The sequence below is a fragment of the Streptomyces katrae genome, from assembly GCF_002028425.1.
Lineage (GTDB): Bacteria > Actinomycetota > Actinomycetes > Streptomycetales > Streptomycetaceae > Streptomyces > Streptomyces katrae_A.
Genome location: NZ_CP020043.1, coordinates 320270 through 337068 on the forward strand (window position 1 = coordinate 320270; position 16799 = coordinate 337068).

Consider the following 16799-nt stretch of genomic DNA (forward strand, 5'->3'; position numbering starts at 1 on the left):
GCCCCGGTCGTCAGGGGGTCCCGAACCAGCGCTCGAGCGCCATCGGCAGGTCGTGGTGGCTGCCGGGCGCGGCCCATGCCACGTATCCGTCGGGCCGGATCAGTAGGGCGGTGGTGTCGTGCAGTCCGTCGGCGGCCCCGCGCGGCCGGGCGGTCACGGTGTCGACCCGTTCCGCCCAGGCGGCGGCACGTCCGCGCAGCCGCGGGTTGTCCGCCAGGTCGAGGAGCACCCCGCGGCCGGGGCGCAGCAGTTCGGTGCTGGAGGTGGTGCCGTCGGCCGCGGCCAGCTCCAGGTGGGGCATGCGCCGGCCGAGCAGCGGGTGGGAGCCCTTGCCGACCTCGTAGGTGATCTCCAGGCCGGTGACCATGGCGGCGAGGTGGCGGGCCACGTCCTCGTACGCCATGAGTGCGCGCAGCGAGTCCCGCAGCGGCTGCACCTCGGCGCCGCTGAGGAAGAGCAGCCCCTGGGCGCGGGTGTTCATCAGCAGCCGCCGGCCGACCGCGTGCCGTTCGGTGTGGTAGGTGTCGAGCAGGCCCAGCGGGGCCCGTCCCTGCACCACGGAGGCGAGTTTCCAGCCGAGGTTGAAGGCGTCCTGGATGCCGGTGTTCATGCCCTGTCCGCCGGCGGGCAGGTGGATGTGGGCGGCGTCGCCGGCCAGCAGGACGCGGCCGCGCCGGTACTCGGTGACCTGCCGGGCGGCGTCACCGAAGGCGCTGACCCACACCGGTTCGGCGGCCGAGATGTCCTCGCCGGTGAGCCGCTGCCAGGCGGCGGCGACCTCGTCGAAGGAGGGCGCGCTCTCGCGCCGCCGCGGGGGCGTGCCGCGTTCGCAGACCACGATGCGGGTGGTGCCGCCGGGCAGCGGGCCGACCATGACCATGCCGCCGGGGAGGGTCTCGCCGATCATCCGGGGCTTGAGCTCGATGCCCTTGATGTCGGCGAGGAACATCTCCATGGTGGCCGGGGTGCCGGGGAAGTCGAAGCCGGCGGCCTTGCGCACGGTGCTGCGCCCGCCGTCGCAGCCCACCAGCCAGGAGGCGCGCAGGGTCCGCGTGGCGGCGCCGGGGCCGCGGACCTCCACGTCGACGCCCTCGCCGTCGTCGTGGAGGGAGAGGACGTCCCAGCCGCGCCGGATGTCGGCGCCCAGGCCGGTGGCCCACTCCTCCAGATGCGTTTCGGTGACCGACTGCGGCACGGTCTTGGCCGCCTGGCAGGCGCCGTCGAGCACACCGAAGTCGAGGGGCAGCCCGCCGAAGTGGCCCAGCGTGCTGCGCTCGATGTCGCCGAAGCGGGCGAGGATGCCGCGCTGGTCGAAGGTCTCCAGCGTGCGCGTGGTGAAGCCGAGGCCGCGCGATTCTCCCGTACGCCGCTCCAGGCGTTCCAGGACGACGACGGCGACTCCCGCCAGCCGCAGTTCACCGGCGAGCATCAGGCCCGCGGGACCCGCGCCGACGACGATCACAGGGGCGTCCATCACGTCTCCTTGAATTCGCCTCCGGAGACAGTGCACCGGATCTTGACTACAAGGTTCTTCGGGCGCGAGCGGCCGTTCAATGGCGTGGGGTTCAGGAGTCGGTCAGGTTCCACAAGGGCCGGTCCGCTGCTTCGCGAACCGGCCAAGGGAATGTCAAACCGCGGTCAGACTCCTCGATCCGGGTCCTACCGGATCGAGTGCGGACCGCTGTGGAAGATCGTGCGGGGGAAGACCGTTTCAGGTGCGCGCGGCCGCCCGGCGGTCGAAGCAGGTCCGCACGTCGGTCTCGTTGTAGTAGGTACGGCCCGCGCGCCGGCGCCGGCGCCAGCGCTGCTCGCTGGCCAGCCGGTAGACGGTGCCGGTCGGCGTGTGCCACAGGCGGGCGATGTCGGCTGCGGTGAGCCAGCGTTCGGTGGGCGCGGCCGCCGGGGCGGCGCCGGCTCGGCCGGAGTCCATGGTGTCGCTGAGCTCGCTCCACTGGTCGCTGGTCCAGCGGTGCGCCGGGTCGGCGTCGCACACGACCGCCTGGCCGCTGTCGCGTCCGGTGTCCCGGTCGGCGGTGCGGACGGCGACGGTGAGGGAGCCGGAGCAGCCGGATTCGGGGCAGGCGCCGAGGCGGATGCTGCGGGCGCGGTCGGGGAAGGCGGCGCGGCGTCCGGCACGCACCAGGCGGGCCGTCTCCTCGGTGGCCTCGGCGGCGGCGGGGTGGGCGGCGAGCCAGTCCCCGTTGCGGCGCAGGAAGGCGGTGAGCGCGGCGACGGTGCGCGGCGGGGAGGCGAAGCCGCGCTCCTGCGCGACCAGTCCGCTCCAGGAGCCCAGTACGGAGACCATCCTGGCCCGTACGTCGGCGGCGGCCCCGTTGAAGGGCAGTCCGGGCAGGTCGCCGCCGGTGGTGCGCTCGCGCAGGCTGCCGGGCGCGGCGCCGGCCAGCATCCTGCCGCACTCCTCGTAGAGGTGCGCGAGTTCGGCCAGCCCCGCGTCGAGGTGTTCCCGGCAGGGCCGGCACAGCCGCCCGACCTCGGCCGTGCGCCGGCGGGAGCGCCCGTCGGCGGTCCGGCGGCGGCAGCCCTCCCCCTGGCACGGTGCCGTCACTGCCATGGTCTTCCCCCCTCGGCTCATCGCGGTGCGGACGGGTTCAGCCCTGGCCGAACCGGAAGCCGACGCCGCGGATGGTGATGATCCAGTTGGCGCCGATCTTGTTGCGGAGCGTGCTCACGTGCGTGTCGACGGTGCGGCGGGACCAGGAGTCCCCCCAGACCTGCTGCATCAGCATCTTGCGCGGGATGACCGTGTCGGGGTGCGAGGCGAGGAGGTAGAGCATGTCGAACTCCTTGCGGGTGGTCTCGACGGGCTCCCCGTTCAGGGTCACCTCCCGGGTGCCCGCGTCGATGCGTAGCGGCCCGCAGGTGATCGTGGCCGCCGCGGGCCTCGACGGCCGGGCGCGGCGCATGACCGCCTCCATACGGGCCATCAGCTCGCGGAAGCCGTAGGGCTTGACGAGGTAGTCGTCCGCCCCGGCCTGCAGGCCCAGCACCCGGTCCAGCTCGCTGCCGCGGGCGGTGACCGCGATGACGGGGATCTCGTGGGCGGCGCGGATGCCCCGGCAGACCTCCAGTCCGTCGAGGTCGGGGAGTTCCAGGTCGAGCAGGACCAGGTCGGCGTCGGCGTAGCCGCGCAGCGCCTCGCTCCCGGTGCCGACGATGTCCACTTCGTGTCCGTGCCGGCGCAGACCGCGCGCCAGCGTCTCGGCCTCCATCGCGTTGCTCTCCACGATGAGGACCCGCCACAGGGCCGACTGGGCCGGCGCGTGCGGTGGCACCCTCAGTCCCTCGGCCGGTAGGAACCCACCGTTCGCCCCCGCGGCGGTTGTATGAGGTTCCAGTACAGCGAACGTCCGCTGGTTCATCTGCCCCCCTCCCTCAAGCTCAGTCGAGCCAACGTCAACGAAGATACAAACCGCTTCGTCGGTTTGTCAAAGCCCGCAAATCGCGGCAAGGTTCGCGATAAGTGGATCGAATCAGGCCACAGCGGGGCAGGAATCGCCGTTGATCAAGCCATCAGAGGCGCCCGGCGCCCTCTTCCCATACCAACGGGGCGGTTTAATAATAGAAGGAAACTGATACAGGAGCTATGCGTGATGAAACAAGAACGCGCCGTCCGAACCCGTCAAGCACTGCTCGAGTCAGCGGCCACGGTGTTCGGACGGCGCGGGTACGCAGAGGCGACGCTGAACATGATCAGCGTCGGCGCCGGAGTGAGCCCGGGCGCGCTCCACTTCCACTTCGAGAACAAGGCGGCCGTCGCGCAGGCCGTCGAGGCCGCCGGGGCCCGGACCCTGCGCGCGGTCACCCGTGAGGTGTACACGCGGCGGACGTCGGCCCTCCAGGCCCTGGCGGACAGCTCCCAGGCGCTCGCCGGGCTGCTGCTGTCCGACGTCGTGGCCCGGGCCGCCTTCCAGCTCAACCGGGAGCCGGCCTATCCGTCGTCCTTCGCCCTGCCCAGGGAGTGGCACGACTACGTGTACCGGCTGCTCGTCGAGGCCGCGGAGGAGGGCGCCCTGCTGCCCGGGCTCAACCACCGCAACGTCGCGACGACGGTGGTGGCGGCCACCCTCGGCTTCGAGGCCCTCGGCCGGGACGACCCCCAGTGGCTCGCCCCCCGTACGCTGGCCGGGTTCTGGCGGGTGGTCATGCCCTGTCTGGCCGCGCCCGCCGTGCTGCGCGAACTCGACACGGCCGGGCGCGGCAGCTGACGCGCCCGTGGCCCGCCGCCGCACACCGCGGCGGCGGGCCACGGACCCGCCCGGGCGACCCGCGGGACGACAACGGGACCCTACGGCCTCACACCGACCGCAGCGCCCTGACCGGCTCCCCCGCGTACTCCCCCGCAGGCCCCAGCACGGCCCTGCTCTCCTTCCCCAGCAGCTCGCGCACGTACCGGCGCGCCCGCCCCAGGTCGGCGCCGGGCCCCAGCACCTGCTCCACCGCCCTCTCGTCCAGCAGGACGTCGTTGCGGCACACCAGGTTCACCCCGCCCGGATCCGGCTCCACCGACCACTCCCCGGCGTGCGCCGCGAGCAGCGGGTGCGGCCGGGGCCGCTTGAAGACGATGCGCCCGGCCGCCGGGAAACACACCCGCACCTCCTCCACCGGGTACGAGGAGCCGTCCTCGGCCAGGCTCACCAGCCGGACGCGCTGCACCCCGGGCCGGTCCTCCACCACCTCGGCCTGCGCGACGTGCGCCACCCGGCCGGGCCAGGAGCCCGCCTCGTAGAGGAAGGCGTGGACAGGCTCGGCGGGCCCCTGGATCCGTACGGACTCCTCGAAGGACAACAGCAGCCCCTCCAGCCGCCGCCACCGCTCGGCGACGGCCCGCAGCCCGTCGGCCGCCGCCCGCCCCCGCGCCCCGGCCTCGGCGAGGACCCGTTCCGTCCCGGGGCCGTCCGCGACGGTGAGGTCCTGCTCCAGGAGCAGCCGCGACCAGCCCGGTGCCAGTTCCTCCACGCGCCAGCTGCCGGCCGCCCCCGTCACGGGGCCGGCGGGCCGCTCCTCGCGGAAGTCCACGCGCCGCCGCCCGGCGTCCAGGGCCCGCCGCCACAGCGACCGCCCGGCCCGCCCGTCCGTTCCCGCCCAGTGGGAGTACCGCTCGACGGTGCCGTCGAAGTCCAGCCGTTCGGTGTGGACGGTGTCCGGCAGGAACAGCGGCCACGGCGCGGTGTCGGCCACCAGGGCGTACAGGGCCGCGGCCGGCGCGGCCGCGTCGACCGCGTACGACAGCCGGTGCACTCGCTCGACTGACATCGGGCACCCCTCTCTCGGCTCTTGCCACAGATCCTGTCGCGGTCCGCCGGAGTCCGGACGGAACGCCGCTGGAGCCTCAGACCGCGGCCCGGCTGCCCAGGACGCGGTTGACCAGCTCGAGGAAGCGCCGGGGGGTGTCGCCCAGTTCGAGGAGCTCCCCGTCGAGGAGGACGTCGAACTTGCGCTCGATGGAGCCGGTGGTCTGCAGGACGGACAGCGAGTCGTAGCCGAGCTCGTCCCAGTAGAGGTCCTGGACCTCCTCGGTCAGCTCGACGCACTCCTCCTCGCCTCCCCAGAACCGCAGGATGCGGGTCAGGTCGGTGAGTTCCAGCCGGTGCATGGTGTGCCTCTCTCCTGGTCCGCCGGCGTGGCGACGCATACCGGGTCGCCAGGAGCCTGGCCGAGGGTTCTGGAGGGACGCTCACACCGGGCCCCAGCCGCGCTGGAGCCCCGCCACCGCACCGCCCGGCCGTCCGGCCGTCCCCTGATATACCTATGCGGCGTACAGATCGAAGGTGGAGCTGCGACGCGGTCCCGCGACCACGTCCAGCGCGGGGTCCACCCGCAGCATCGCCTGGTGCAGGCGCTGGAGCTGCTGCGAGGGCTCCACCCCCAGCTCGCCGATCAGCCGGGCGCGGAGCCGGCGGTAGACGTCCAGGGCGGTCGCCTGCCGGCCCGAGCGGTAGAGGGCCACCATGGCCTGCGAGTGCAGGCCCTCGTGTTGCGGGTTGCGGGCCATCAGCTCGGTGAGCTCCGCGAGGAGTTCGGTGTGCCGGCCCAGCCGGAGGTCGACGTCGATGCGCCGCTCGGTGGTCACGAGCCGGCTCTCGGCGAGCCGCAGCACCTCGATCTCCAGGATCGGCCCGACCCGTACGTCGACCAGGGCGGGGCCCTGCCACAGGTCGAGCGCCTTGCGCAGCAGGTCCGCTGCGCGCTCGTCGTCGCCCTCGTCGAAGGCGTTCTGACCGGCGGCCGCAAGGGCCTCGTAGCTGTGGACGTCCACAGACTCCTGCGGGATCTGGAGCAGGTAGCCCCCGTGCCGCGTCGCGAGCACGTCCTTGGCCGTGCCCGGTGCTCCCGGCCCCATGGCCGTGCCCAGCCTGCGGCGCAGCTGGAGGATGTACGTCTGCAGGGTGGTGAGCGCGCTCTCGGGCAGTTTGGTGCCCCAGATCTCCTCCATGAGGGTCGGTACGGGCATCACCCGGCCCGGGTAGAGCGCGAGAAGCGCCAGGATCTGACGCGGCTTGCCCGCCGTAGGAACGATCGATGCCCCGTTGACCTCGGCACTCAACGGACCCAGAACCTGAATCTCCACGGTCTCCCCGTCTCCCCTCCACATTTCGTCGAGATACCCTCGGTTATCAGTATTCGACCCGATGACGGTAAGCCAGCCCAGGGCAACATCACCGGGCACTCAAGCCGACGTCGAGCGGACCTCCGAAACGGGCGAACAGACGACGGATTCCCAGCACAAGATTCCGACAGGACGTCAAACCCCGTGCTCAGCCCATGGATCGGGCTCGTCACATCTGTTCCGATTCCCGGCTGTGCAAAATGCGTCTCAGGTTTTCCGGCAGCTTCTGCAAAAGACCTGACAAAGATTTCTCATATCAGCTGCCGGTTTTGCGCTCCTTCGGGATCAGCCGACGCGGGCGAGCCGCTTGCGCGCGGTCTCGGGGGATTCCGCCGGGCTCTCGGGGCTGCTCATCAGGATCGAGCGCTGCAGGCTGCGCAGGGCGGCGGACGGCTCGATGCCGAGCTCGCGGACCAGGGTGGCGCGCAGCCGCTGGTAGACGCTGAGCGCCTCGCCGCGTCGGCCCGAGCGGTGCAGGGCGAGCATGAACTGCCCGTGCAGGTTCTCGTGGATGCGGTAGCGGCTCGCCAGCACGGTCAGCTCCGCGAGCAGCTCGCGGTGCCGGCCGAGCCGGAGGTCGGCCTCGATGCGCTGGTCGAGCGCGCACAGCCGGGTCTCTTCCAGCCGCCGCGTCTCCATGTCCAGCTGCACGCCGCCGTCGACGTCGGCGAAGGCCGAGCCCGACCACAGGGCGAGGGCCTCGCGCAGCAGCCGCGCCGCCGTGGGGAAGTCCCCCGCGTCCATGGCCCGGTAGCCCATTCCGGCCAGCCGGTCGAATTCGCGGACGTCACTGGTGCCGCCGCCGCTGTTGAGCATGTAACCGCCGGGCAGCGTCACGAGCACGTCCTTGGCGGTGCGCGACCCGTCGGTGCCCTCGAGCGCGGTGCCGATGAGGCCGCGCAGCTGGAGCACGTACGTCTGGAGCGTGGTCCGGGCGCTGCGCGGCGGCTCGTTGCCCCACAGCTCCTCGATGAGCGCGGCCACCGGCACCACCTGGTCCGCGTGGAGCGCGAGCAGCGCCAGCACCTGGCGGGGCTTGGCGGCGGTGGGAGTGATCGAGACCCCGTTCTCCCGCACGGTCAGTGCGCCCAGTACATCGATGTCCACGCCGTACTCCCCTGCTTCGTCCTTGGATGAACCCTCGAAGTTCGCTGGAACGAGCAAAAAACAGCTGAGCCGGTTTGTCAATACCAAACCGGCTGTTCCGTTTTTTGCTTGCGGACGCTCTATCAACCCCTTAAAACAGCCTCTGAACTGCACGTTCAATGGTCTGACGATGATCCAGAAGGCCTCAGGGCCGCCCTCAGGGGCCAGACAGCCCCTGTAGATCCCTCCTCCAAACGAGGGGAAACGGCCGAAAATTGACCAACTAGTTGGCTGATTCCCGCCCCACCGGGCCTGTCGCGCTCCGCCGGGCGGGCCCCATCCAAGGCCCCCCAGGCCCGGCAGTACGGAATTAGCAGGACTAGACAAACCGCTCTCCCGGTTTGCTCACGTGGTCCATCGATAGGCGGACGGCAGAGCGGTGGCCGAGCGCCGCTGGAGCGTGACTCGATGCCAGGGGGGCGAGGGCCTCCCCCGCACCGGGAACCCCTCGCGACATCCGGGCTCCGGACGGCCTGCTGTCGACCCCTCTTGCCGGGCGGCCCGCCCGCCCCCACGAGGTGGCCCAGAGGGCACCTTTTGGCCGATTCCCGTATGTCCACATGTCGGACGAACCCTCTCCGGGGCACCGCCACCTCCCGGGAGCTTCACGTTGGCGAATCATCCCGGCGACTCCCAGACGCAGCCAGAGCCCCTCTCCCCATTTCTCCCCCGGGCACGAGCGGGTACCCCACGGGACCGGCCAAAGCGCATGAACTGGCAGATATCGGCCGCGTTCGGCAGCCACCAGCCCCCTCGTGCTGTCCCACCGCGCTCTTCTCCCCCCGGGGGTCGCCACCCCGGCCCCCGTAGCGCAAAGGGAAGCCGCCGCCGCGCAACCACTGCCCGTCCGCCCCGCCCGGCCCCCCGGCAACCGCCTTCCGGCTAAAGGATTGCTCTTGATGCGCTTGAGATCATTCTCTGCGTGTGGCGAAGATTCTCCGCCGGCCGACCGGCGGAGACCTGGGCAAACACGCGCTGAGCAGTTGGCCGGAATCTGCTCTTCCATATATTTCCCGGACCTGCTTCCAGCTACCCCTGGAGAAAAAACCGGTTGGTATATATTTTTTGAGCAGTCACACCTGTTACTGGTCAGCGCTGTCTAGGGGGAACAATGAGCGCGAGCACGTTTCACGTTGGGCGCACAGCGGTCTACGACCGGGCGGAGCCGGCCACGGCCCCGGAAGAACGACATGAATCCCGCTTCCCGTCCCTCACCACCGTTCCGAAGGAACTGGTGCACCGCACCTCCGAGGAGCAGGTCCTGCTCACCGACTGGCGGCGACAGGACGACGCCCACTTCTCCGTAACCGCCCAATGGCCCCGCTCGCACGCGTTCTTCACCCCCGTGGCAGGGGGTTACTACGATCCCCTCATTTGCGCCGAAACGATTCGTCAGATCGCCTACCTCCTGGGGCATGCGGAATTCGCCGTTCCGTTCGGTTACCAGTTCGTCCTGTGGGACCTCAGCGTCAACGTCGTAAGACCGGAGCGCCTGCGGGTCGGCCTCGCACCAGCCATCGTCGAGCTCGACATCACCTGCGTGGAGATCAAGCGGCGGGCCGGCCGGCTGTCCGGGCTCGACTACGAAGCGGTCGTGCGCCGTGACGGACACGTCGTCGCGACGGGCCGCGCCTCCATCACCTGCGCCAGCCCGGCCGTGTACCAGCGGATCCGGCCCGAGCACGTCCTGACGCCCGAGCACCGCCCGCTGCCGCTTACGGCGCCGGCCGCTCCGCAGAGCGTGGCCCGGCTGTCCCCCACCGACGTGGTCCTCTCCCCCCGCGGCCAGGAGAACCGCTGGCAGCTGCGGGTCGACACCCACCACCCGGTCCTCTTCGACCACTGGGTCGACCACGTGCCCGGCATGGTCCTCATGGAGGCGGCCCGGCAGGCCGCCGCATCCACCCTGGGACGCCCCTCCTTCATGCCGCTCACCGTCGCCGGCGAGTTCAAGCGGTACGTGGAGCTGGACGCACCCTGCATCATCGAGTCCGAGCGCCTGTACCAGGACGTACCCGGCGCGGAGGAAGTCGTTCGCGTGACCGGCCACCAGAACGGGGAGCTCACGTTCAGCGGCATCGTCACGGCGCCCTCCTACGGCTGCTGACCCGTACCTCCCTCAGCCCCTCCCCGCATCTCGGCCACCCCGGAGACCTGACCAACCTCGGTCATTTTTCGCTCCACGGCGCGGCCGCTCATTGGCGTTGGCATCACCCGCTGTAAGATACGAACGGGACGGACGGTTTGCAGCAGCGCTTCCGACGCTCCGGGCATCTGCGAGGGAAGGAGCCAACGTGGCTGAACAGGTCCGAGCCATCCGCACGCGCCAAGCGATCCTGAGCGCGGCGGCCAAGGTGTTCGACGAACGGGGCTACCAGGCGGCCACCATTTCGGAGATCCTCACGGCCGCCGGGGTGACCAAGGGTGCCTTGTACTTCCACTTCCAGTCGAAGGAGGATCTGGCCCAGGGGGTCCTCACCGCGCAGAACGAGGACCTCCTGCTGCCGGAGCGCCCCGCCAAGCTCCAGGAGGTGGTGGATGCCGTCATGCTGCACACGCACCGCCTGCGGACCAATCCCATGGTCCGTGCGGGCGTCAGGCTGAGCCTCGACGTGAACGCGGTGGGACTCGACCGCAGCAGCCCGTTCCGCAACTGGGTCGACAAGTTCACAGACCTCCTGGAGAAGGCCCAGGCCCAGGGGGAGCTGCTCCCCCACGTGGTGCCGGCCGAGACCGCCGACGTCATCACGGGCGCCTACGGCGGCGTCCAGTCGATGTCCCAGGCCCTCACCGACCATCAGGATCTCGGCCGGCGGGTCAATGCACTGCTGCGCCACCTCATGCCGAGCATCGCCCAGCCGTCGGTCCTCGCCTCCCTGCACCTCGGCGAGAGCCGTGCGGAAGAGGTCTACAACGAGGCCCGGCAGCTGGCCCGGGAGCTGGCCGACGAGGACACCACCGCTCCCTGAGCGGTCCCCTCGCCCGGCCGCTCCGCACCACCCCCGGGGCGGCTCCGTTTCCCACCGCGCACCACCGGCTGGCGCACTCCCGCGCGGAGCGCGCCGGGCTGCTCCCGCGTCCCTCGGCGGCCGGGTCCCGGAGCGCCGCGGAGAACCGGAAACGGCCCCTCGCGCGGCCCCTGGGGTGCCGCCCCGTGGGCCCTCACTCTTTGTGCCTGCAACACGTGTCCCCCTGGTGTCTGCTGCAGAAAATATACCGCGCATCCCGTTCTTTTCAAGCCCTCCGCCCCCACTAAGCTGCGCGCATGATCAGCTCTTCACTCCGCCTGGTCCCGGTCACCCCGGACAACTTCGCCGCGGTCTGCGCCGTACGGGTCCACCCCGATCAGGAGCACCTCGTCTCCCCCGTCGTGAAGTCCCTCGCCGAGGCCTACGTCCACGGCGAGACCGCCTGGCCGCGCGCCGTGGTCGACGGGGACGAGGTGGTTGGGTTCGTCATGGCCTTCATGGACTACCGGTGGGACCCCGCGAAGGATCCGGAGGACGTCCGCTCCGGCCTGTGGCGCCTGAACATAGCGGCCGACCGGCAGGGAAGGGGCTACGGCCGCTTCGCCGTCGAAGCGGTCACGGAGGAGATCCGCCGCCGCGGCGGGAAGCAGGTGTACGTCACCTGGAAGCCGGCCGAGAACAACCCGGAGCCCTTCTACCTCGGCCTCGGCTTCCGCCGCACCGGCGAGGTCAACGACGGCGAACCGGTGGGCGTCCTCGACCTCGCCCCCAACCCCGGCCCCGCCCCCGAGCCCGCCTAGCAGAGCACCACCGTCCCGGCCGCGCCCCCCGCCCCAGCCGGGTCCCCCGCCAAGGCCGCCCCCGCCCGGAACTCCCGCGGGCTCACCCCGCGGACCCGCTTGAAGGCCGCCGACAGCGCGAACGCGCTGCCGTACCCCACCCGCCGGGCCACCGACGCCACCGTGGCGTCCGGCTCGCGCAGCAGGTCGGCGGCCAGGGCGAGGCGCCAGCCCGTCAGATAGGCGACGGGCGGCTCCCCGACGAGCTCCGTGAAGCGCCGGGCCAGCGCGGCCCGCGACACCCCCGCCCGCCGCGCCAGCTCGGCCACGGTCCACCCGTGCGCGGGGTCCCCGTGCAGCAGCCGCAGCGCCGCCCCGACCACCGGATCCTCCTGCGCCCGGCACCAGCCCGGGGCCCCCGCCCCGGGCGCGGCGAGCCAGGCCCGCAGCACTCCGATCAGCAGCAGGTCGAGGAGCCGGTCCAGCACGATCTCCTGCCCCGGCTCGTCCCGTGCCACCTCCGCGGCGAGCAGCCTGATCAGGGTGGCGTCGGCGGCCCCCGCCGGGCGGACCAGCACCGCGGGCAGGGCGCCCAGCAGCCGCCGTCCTATCTCGCCCGGCGCCTGGTACGTCCCGCTCAGCATCACCGCCGCCCCGGCCCCCGGCCCCGGCCGGCCCCAGGTCCGCACGCCGAGCGCCAGCCGCTCGCCCAGGTACTCCCCCGCCGGCGAATTGCACCGCTGGTCGGGGCCGACCGTGATCTCCACCGGCGTGTCCGGCGAGTCCGCGAGGGTGTACGCCCCGGGCCCCCGGACGACCGCCACGTCACCCGGGCCGATCAGCGCCGGCTCCCCGTCGTCGGGCAGCAGCCAGGCCGGACCGCGCACCATCGCGATCACCGACAGCGGCGCCCGGTCCTCGATCCGCACGGCCCAGGGCGGATCGAAGACGGACTTCAGCAGCACGGCGCCGCGGGCCTTGGGCCCGTCGAGCAGCCCGGTCAACGTGTCCATGGGCCCCATCCTCGTCCCCGCGGTCCCTCAGACGTCCCAGACGCCGGTCGCCGCCGCCTCCCGCGCGTAGTCCGCGAAGTCCCTGGGCGGACGCCCGAGCACCTCCTCCACCCCGTGGACCAGGTGCGCGTTGCGCCCGTCCAGGATCAGGGCGAACAGCTCGGCGAACTCCTCCGGCAGCCCTTCCTCCCGCAGCGCCGCCCGGAACTCCCCGTCGGTGACCGGTACGTACGCGATCTCGCGCCCGGTCGCCTTCGACAGCTCGCCCGCCACCTCCCCGAAACCGAGCAGCCGCGGCCCGGACAGCTCGTAGGTCCGCCCCGCGTGCCGGTCGTCGGCGAGCGCGGCCACCACCACGTCGGCGATGTCACCGGCGTCCACGAAGGGTTCGACCGCGTCCGCCACCGGAAGGGCGATCTGCCCGGCGCGCACGGACTCCAGGAAGAAGCTCTCGTCGAAGTTCTGGTTGAACCAGCTGGCCCGCACGACGGTCCAGTCGGCCCCGGAGTCCTTCAGCCGGTCCTCGGCGAGCCGGGCCGCCTCCTCGCCCCGCCCGGACAGCAGCACCAGCCGGCGCGCCCCGGCCGCGACGGCCGCCTCCGCGAAGGCGCCGACCTGGTCGGCGGCCCCGGGGAAGGCGAGGTCGGGCTGGTAGGTGACGTAGACCCGGTCCACGTCGCGCAGCGCCGGGCCCCAGGTGGCCGGAGCGTGCCAGTCGAAGGCCGGCTCGCCCGTCCGCGACCCGATCCGCACCTCCCGCCCCTGGAGCAGCAGCCGCTCCGCCACGCGCCGTCCGGTCTTTCCGTGACCCCCGATGACCAGGGTCTTCCTCATCCCGTTCGTGTTCGTCGTCATGGGGACCAGTCAATCCCCCCGCAACGAGACGCGACATGGCCCAGACGCTCGCTCGCATACGCGTGCGTCCAGCTCACCCCTGCTTCTCGGCGAGGGTGTGCGCGACGAGGGCGTTGGCGTGGCCATGCCCGAACCCGTGCTCGCTCTTGAGCCAGGAGACCAGCTCCATGTGCTTGGTCAGGGGAGAGCTCCGGATCAGCTCCGTCCACTCCGCTACAGGACGGCCGTACTTCTTCTCGATGGAGGGGAAGTAGCTCGCGGGGCCCTTCACCGGCTCGCTCATGTCATGACTCCTCGTAGGTGTTCCGCGGGAACGCCTCCCGTCCCCACAGAGGTAGACCGGGGCCCGCACCGGAACTCATCGCGGATCCCGAAAGATCTTCCGGCCGCCCCCGCCACCAGCACCACCGCCAGAACCACCGGGCTTTTGCGGATCTGTCGGACCCTCAGGACACTCCGGCTCCGGGCATGTGATCCCGTGATCCACATGACGAGGACTCTCTACCTGTTCTGCTCCGCCGCCCCGCCCGTCTTCGACGTGGCCCACGTGATCGAGGACGCCCAGTCGCGCGGCTGGGACGTCTGCGTCGGCCTGACCCCGACGGCGGCGCAGTGGGTGGCCGGAAGCCTCGACGGCCTCGCCGCCCTGACCGGCAACCCGGTCCGCTGGCAGTACAAGCTCCCCGGGGAACCGGACGTGTGGCCGCCCGCGGACGCCGTGCTGTTCGCCCCCGCCACCTTCAACACCGTCAACGCCTGGGCGCTGGGCCTCACCGACCGGTTCACCGTCGGGGTCGCCGCCGAAGCGCTCGGCAAGGGCGTCCCGGTGGTCGCCATGCCCTGCACCAACGCGGCGCTCGCCGCGCACCCCCAGTTCGAGCAGTCCCTCGCCGTCCTGCGCGGCGCGGGCGCCGAGCTGCTGTTCGGCGAGGGCGGCTTCGTCCCCGGCCCGGCCGGCCAGGACGCCCCGGCGCACTTCCCGTGGCAGACCGCCCTGGACGCCGTGGACCGCGCCGCCGCCGAGCGGGCCTCCTGAGCCGCTACTCCCCCGTGGCCCCGTCGATCGCCTCGCGCAGCAGGTCCGCGTGCCCGTTGTGCCGGGCGTACTCCTCGATCATGTGGACCAGGATGTAGTGCAGCGAGTACGGCTGGTCGCCGAAGTGCCCCCGCACGTCGAGGGATTCGGCGGCCGCCACGATCTTCCGCGAGCGCTCACAGGTGTCCTCCCAGATCCGGAACGCCTCGGCCGGGTCCGCGTCCTCGACGTGGAACTCCGTCCACTCCCCGGCCTCGTTCTGCGGGAAGTAGCCGCGTACGTCCTCTCCGGCCAGCACGTTGCGGAACCAGCCGCGCTCCACCTCCGCGAGGTGGCGCACCAGCCCGAGCAGGCTCAGCCCGGACGGCGGGACGGCCTTGCGCCGCAGCTGTTCGTCCGTCAGGCCCGCGCACTTCATCCGCAGGGTGTCCCGCTGCCACTGCAGGACGCTGGTCAGGGTGGCCCGTTCGTCACCCGTCAGCTCGGGCGGGGTCCGCTGCTCATCGCTCATCGGCCGATGATCACACCGCCACGCCCACCCCACCGGTCCGTTTCCACATACCGGACACCGCCCCCCGCCCGCGCCACGCCCACCACGCCCACCGGCACCCGGACGTGACACGTTCCCGAAGGGCATAGCGAACGGATCCCGCAGGGCTACGCCGCGTAGAGGTCGAAGGTCGACCCCCGCTTGGGCCCCGCCACCACGTCCAGCGCGGGGTCCACCCGCAGTATCGCCTGGTGCAGCCGCTGGAGCTGCGGCGACGGCTCGACCCCCAGCTCCGCGATCAGCCGCCCGCGCAGCCTCCGGTACACGTCCAGCGCGCTCGCCTGCCGCCCGGACCGGTACAGCGCGACCATCAGCTGCGAGTGCAGCCCCTCGTGCTGCGCGTGCCGGGCGCCCAGTTCGGTGAGCTCGGCGAGGAGTTCGGTGTGCCGCCCGAGCCGCAGGTCGGCGTCGATCCGGCGCTCGACGGTGCCGAGCCGGCTCTCCTCCAGCCGCATCACCTCGATCTCCAGGACCGGCCCCACCCTTACGTCGACCAGCGCGGGCCCCTGCCACAGCGCGAGCGCATCCCGCAGCAGCGCGGCCGCGCCCTCGTCGTCACCGCCGTCGAAGGCGGCCTGTCCCCGGGCGACGAGCCCCTCGTACACGTTGACGTCCACGGCGCCGGGCGGCACCTGGAGCAGGTACCCGCCGTGCCGCGTCGTGAGGACCTCCTTCGCGGCGCCCGGACGGCCGGGCCCCATGGCGGTGCCGAGCCGTCGGCGCAGCTGGAGGATGTACGTCTGCAGCGTGGTCAGCGCGCTGTTGGGCAGCTCGTGCCCCCAGATCTCCTCCATGAGGGTGGGCACCGGCATCACCTGCCCCGGGTGCAGCGCGAGGAGGGCCAGGATCTGACGCGGCTTGGACGCCGTCGGCACGATCGAGTCCCCGTCGACCTCCGCACTCAGCGGACCCAGAACCTGAATCTTCATGGTCTCCCCTCCTCAGTCCGTCGCTTCGTCCCGCTCCTCCACGCCCCGCCGGACCGGCTTGCGCACGGCGCCGGCAGGACCTCTTGCGCCGGGGCCGGACCGGTTCCTCCACGGCCCGGCCCCGGCAGGTTCGTTCCGCCCCGGCCACACCGGGGCACGGGGTGCTAGACCCCGCTCCCGAGGAACTCGTAGCTCCGTTCCCCGTCCGCCACGCGCGTGTCACGTCCCGCCCGCGTCCGGTACTCCCGCGCCCGCTCCGCGCCGACGAGGCTCGGCAGCAGCAGCCCCCACAGGGCCGCCACCTTCCGCTGGAGTTCCGCGTAGGACAGCCCGGTCCCGGCCAGTACCTCGATCCCGCAGACGGCGGCGGACACCAGCGCCTCGGCGCTCTCCCACCGGTCGGCGGCCGGAGCCCCGTCACCGGCGGGGTCCCCGCCGTCCAGCCCCGCGTCCGGCGGGTCCAGCGGCAGCTCGCCCACGTCCCGCGCCATCCGCAGCAGTTCGTACACCACCGCCAGCCACGCCCCGTGGAAGTCCACCGCGGGCGGCTGCTGACCGGCGCACTCCTTGGTGATGCGGAAGCTCGCCGGGATCGCGGGATCCTCGTGCAGCGTCCGCGCCAGCCAGTGCGTGGTGTCGATCAGTGCCTGCAAGGGCGAGGCTCCGCCCTCCCGCAGCCCGCGCACCGCCTCGTGCAGCAGACCGCAGCCGCGCCGCTGGACGGCGTCCGCGAGCTCGTCCTTCGAGGCGAAGTGGAAGTACAGCGCCCCTTTCGTCACCCCGGCCGCACCCGCGATCTCACCGAGCGTCGCGTTGGCGTATCCGTTGCGGTGGAACAACTCGGCCCCGGCGAAGACCAACCGCCTGCGCGTCCGCTCCGACCTTTCCTGCACC

Annotated in this window: 18 protein-coding genes; 5 read left to right on the forward strand and 13 right to left on the reverse strand. The window is 72.1% G+C overall.

Annotation, left to right across the window (positions count from 1 at the left end; translation table 11 throughout):
* Positions 1-10: 10 nt before the first annotated feature.
* The 3 genes from B4U46_RS35540 to B4U46_RS35550 form a co-directional block, all read right to left on the reverse strand.
* Positions 11-1474, reverse strand: a complete 1464-nt coding sequence (locus tag B4U46_RS35540) for an FAD-dependent monooxygenase (protein ID WP_079432365.1) — start codon at positions 1472-1474, stop codon at positions 11-13.
* A 237-nt stretch (positions 1475-1711) separates the two neighbouring features.
* Positions 1712-2572, reverse strand: a complete 861-nt coding sequence (locus tag B4U46_RS39750; RefSeq protein WP_237293442.1) for a hypothetical protein — start codon at positions 2570-2572, stop codon at positions 1712-1714.
* 37 nt (positions 2573-2609) lie between these two features.
* Positions 2610-3380 (reverse strand): response regulator transcription factor, encoded by a 771-nt coding sequence (locus B4U46_RS35550; RefSeq protein ID WP_079432366.1) that lies wholly within the window; start codon positions 3378-3380, stop codon positions 2610-2612.
* A 231-nt stretch (positions 3381-3611) separates the two neighbouring features.
* Here B4U46_RS35550 and B4U46_RS35555 point away from each other — a divergent pair, with 231 nt between their 5' ends.
* Positions 3612-4226 (forward strand): ScbR family autoregulator-binding transcription factor, encoded by a 615-nt coding sequence (locus B4U46_RS35555; protein ID WP_257790384.1) that lies wholly within the window; start codon positions 3612-3614, stop codon positions 4224-4226.
* 88 nt (positions 4227-4314) lie between these two features.
* Here B4U46_RS35555 and B4U46_RS35560 read toward each other — a convergent pair whose 3' ends face one another.
* The 4 genes from B4U46_RS35560 to B4U46_RS35575 all read right to left on the reverse strand — a co-directional run bounded on the left by B4U46_RS35560 (position 4315) and on the right by B4U46_RS35575 (position 7735).
* Positions 4315-5274, reverse strand: a complete 960-nt coding sequence (locus tag B4U46_RS35560) for an SRPBCC family protein (protein WP_079432368.1) — start codon at positions 5272-5274, stop codon at positions 4315-4317.
* 76 nt (positions 5275-5350) lie between these two features.
* Entirely contained in the window at positions 5351-5614 is a 264-nt protein-coding gene (locus B4U46_RS35565; protein WP_159036903.1) for a phosphopantetheine-binding protein, read from the reverse strand.
* A 153-nt stretch (positions 5615-5767) separates the two neighbouring features.
* Positions 5768-6589: an AfsR/SARP family transcriptional regulator gene (locus B4U46_RS35570; protein ID WP_045946957.1), complete on the reverse strand. Its 822-nt coding sequence runs from the start codon at positions 6587-6589 to the stop codon at positions 5768-5770.
* 324 nt (positions 6590-6913) lie between these two features.
* Complete coding sequence (locus B4U46_RS35575; protein WP_079432370.1) at positions 6914-7735, reverse strand: AfsR/SARP family transcriptional regulator; 822 nt, start codon at positions 7733-7735, stop codon at positions 6914-6916.
* A gap of 1150 nt (positions 7736-8885) precedes the next feature.
* Between B4U46_RS35575 and B4U46_RS35580 the strand changes: the two genes are divergently transcribed.
* From B4U46_RS35580 to B4U46_RS35590, 3 genes are all read left to right on the forward strand, one after another.
* Positions 8886-9881, forward strand: a complete 996-nt coding sequence (locus tag B4U46_RS35580) for a ScbA/BarX family gamma-butyrolactone biosynthesis protein (protein WP_265737245.1) — start codon at positions 8886-8888, stop codon at positions 9879-9881.
* A 187-nt stretch (positions 9882-10068) separates the two neighbouring features.
* Positions 10069-10743: a ScbR family autoregulator-binding transcription factor gene (locus B4U46_RS35585; protein WP_079432371.1), complete on the forward strand. Its 675-nt coding sequence runs from the start codon at positions 10069-10071 to the stop codon at positions 10741-10743.
* 296 nt (positions 10744-11039) lie between these two features.
* Positions 11040-11543, forward strand: a complete 504-nt coding sequence (locus B4U46_RS35590; RefSeq protein WP_185117376.1) for a GNAT family N-acetyltransferase — start codon at positions 11040-11042, stop codon at positions 11541-11543.
* Here the strand turns inward: B4U46_RS35590 and B4U46_RS40145 are convergent.
* The 3 genes from B4U46_RS40145 to B4U46_RS35605 form a co-directional block, all read right to left on the reverse strand.
* A complete protein-coding gene (locus tag B4U46_RS40145) occupies positions 11540-12535 on the reverse strand; it encodes an AraC family transcriptional regulator (protein ID WP_079432372.1) in 996 nt (331 codons plus the stop codon). The two genes, B4U46_RS35590 and B4U46_RS40145, sit on opposite strands and share 4 nt — an antisense overlap.
* A 27-nt stretch (positions 12536-12562) precedes the next feature.
* Positions 12563-13390, reverse strand: coding sequence for an NAD(P)H-binding protein (locus B4U46_RS35600; protein ID WP_079432373.1), 828 nt, complete (start codon positions 13388-13390; stop codon positions 12563-12565).
* Between the two features lie 73 nt (positions 13391-13463).
* Positions 13464-13673 (reverse strand): DUF4287 domain-containing protein, encoded by a 210-nt coding sequence (locus tag B4U46_RS35605; protein WP_079432374.1) that lies wholly within the window; start codon positions 13671-13673, stop codon positions 13464-13466.
* A gap of 204 nt (positions 13674-13877) precedes the next feature.
* Between B4U46_RS35605 and B4U46_RS35610 the strand changes: the two genes are divergently transcribed.
* Positions 13878-14426, forward strand: a complete 549-nt coding sequence (locus B4U46_RS35610; RefSeq protein WP_079432419.1) for a flavoprotein — start codon at positions 13878-13880, stop codon at positions 14424-14426.
* Between the two features lie 4 nt (positions 14427-14430).
* On the opposite strand, the gene B4U46_RS35615 is transcribed toward B4U46_RS35610, so the two are convergent.
* The 3 genes from B4U46_RS35615 to B4U46_RS38525 form a co-directional block, all read right to left on the reverse strand.
* Positions 14431-14937, reverse strand: coding sequence for a DinB family protein (locus tag B4U46_RS35615; protein WP_079432375.1), 507 nt, complete (start codon positions 14935-14937; stop codon positions 14431-14433).
* Between the two features lie 146 nt (positions 14938-15083).
* On the reverse strand, positions 15084-15905 hold the full coding sequence (locus B4U46_RS35620; RefSeq protein ID WP_079432376.1) for an AfsR/SARP family transcriptional regulator: 822 nt from the start codon (positions 15903-15905) through the stop codon (positions 15084-15086).
* Positions 15906-16069: 164 nt separating this feature from the next.
* On the reverse strand, positions 16070-16798 hold the full coding sequence (locus B4U46_RS38525; protein ID WP_079432377.1) for a ScbR family autoregulator-binding transcription factor: 729 nt from the start codon (positions 16796-16798) through the stop codon (positions 16070-16072).
* Position 16799 lies beyond the last annotated feature (1 nt).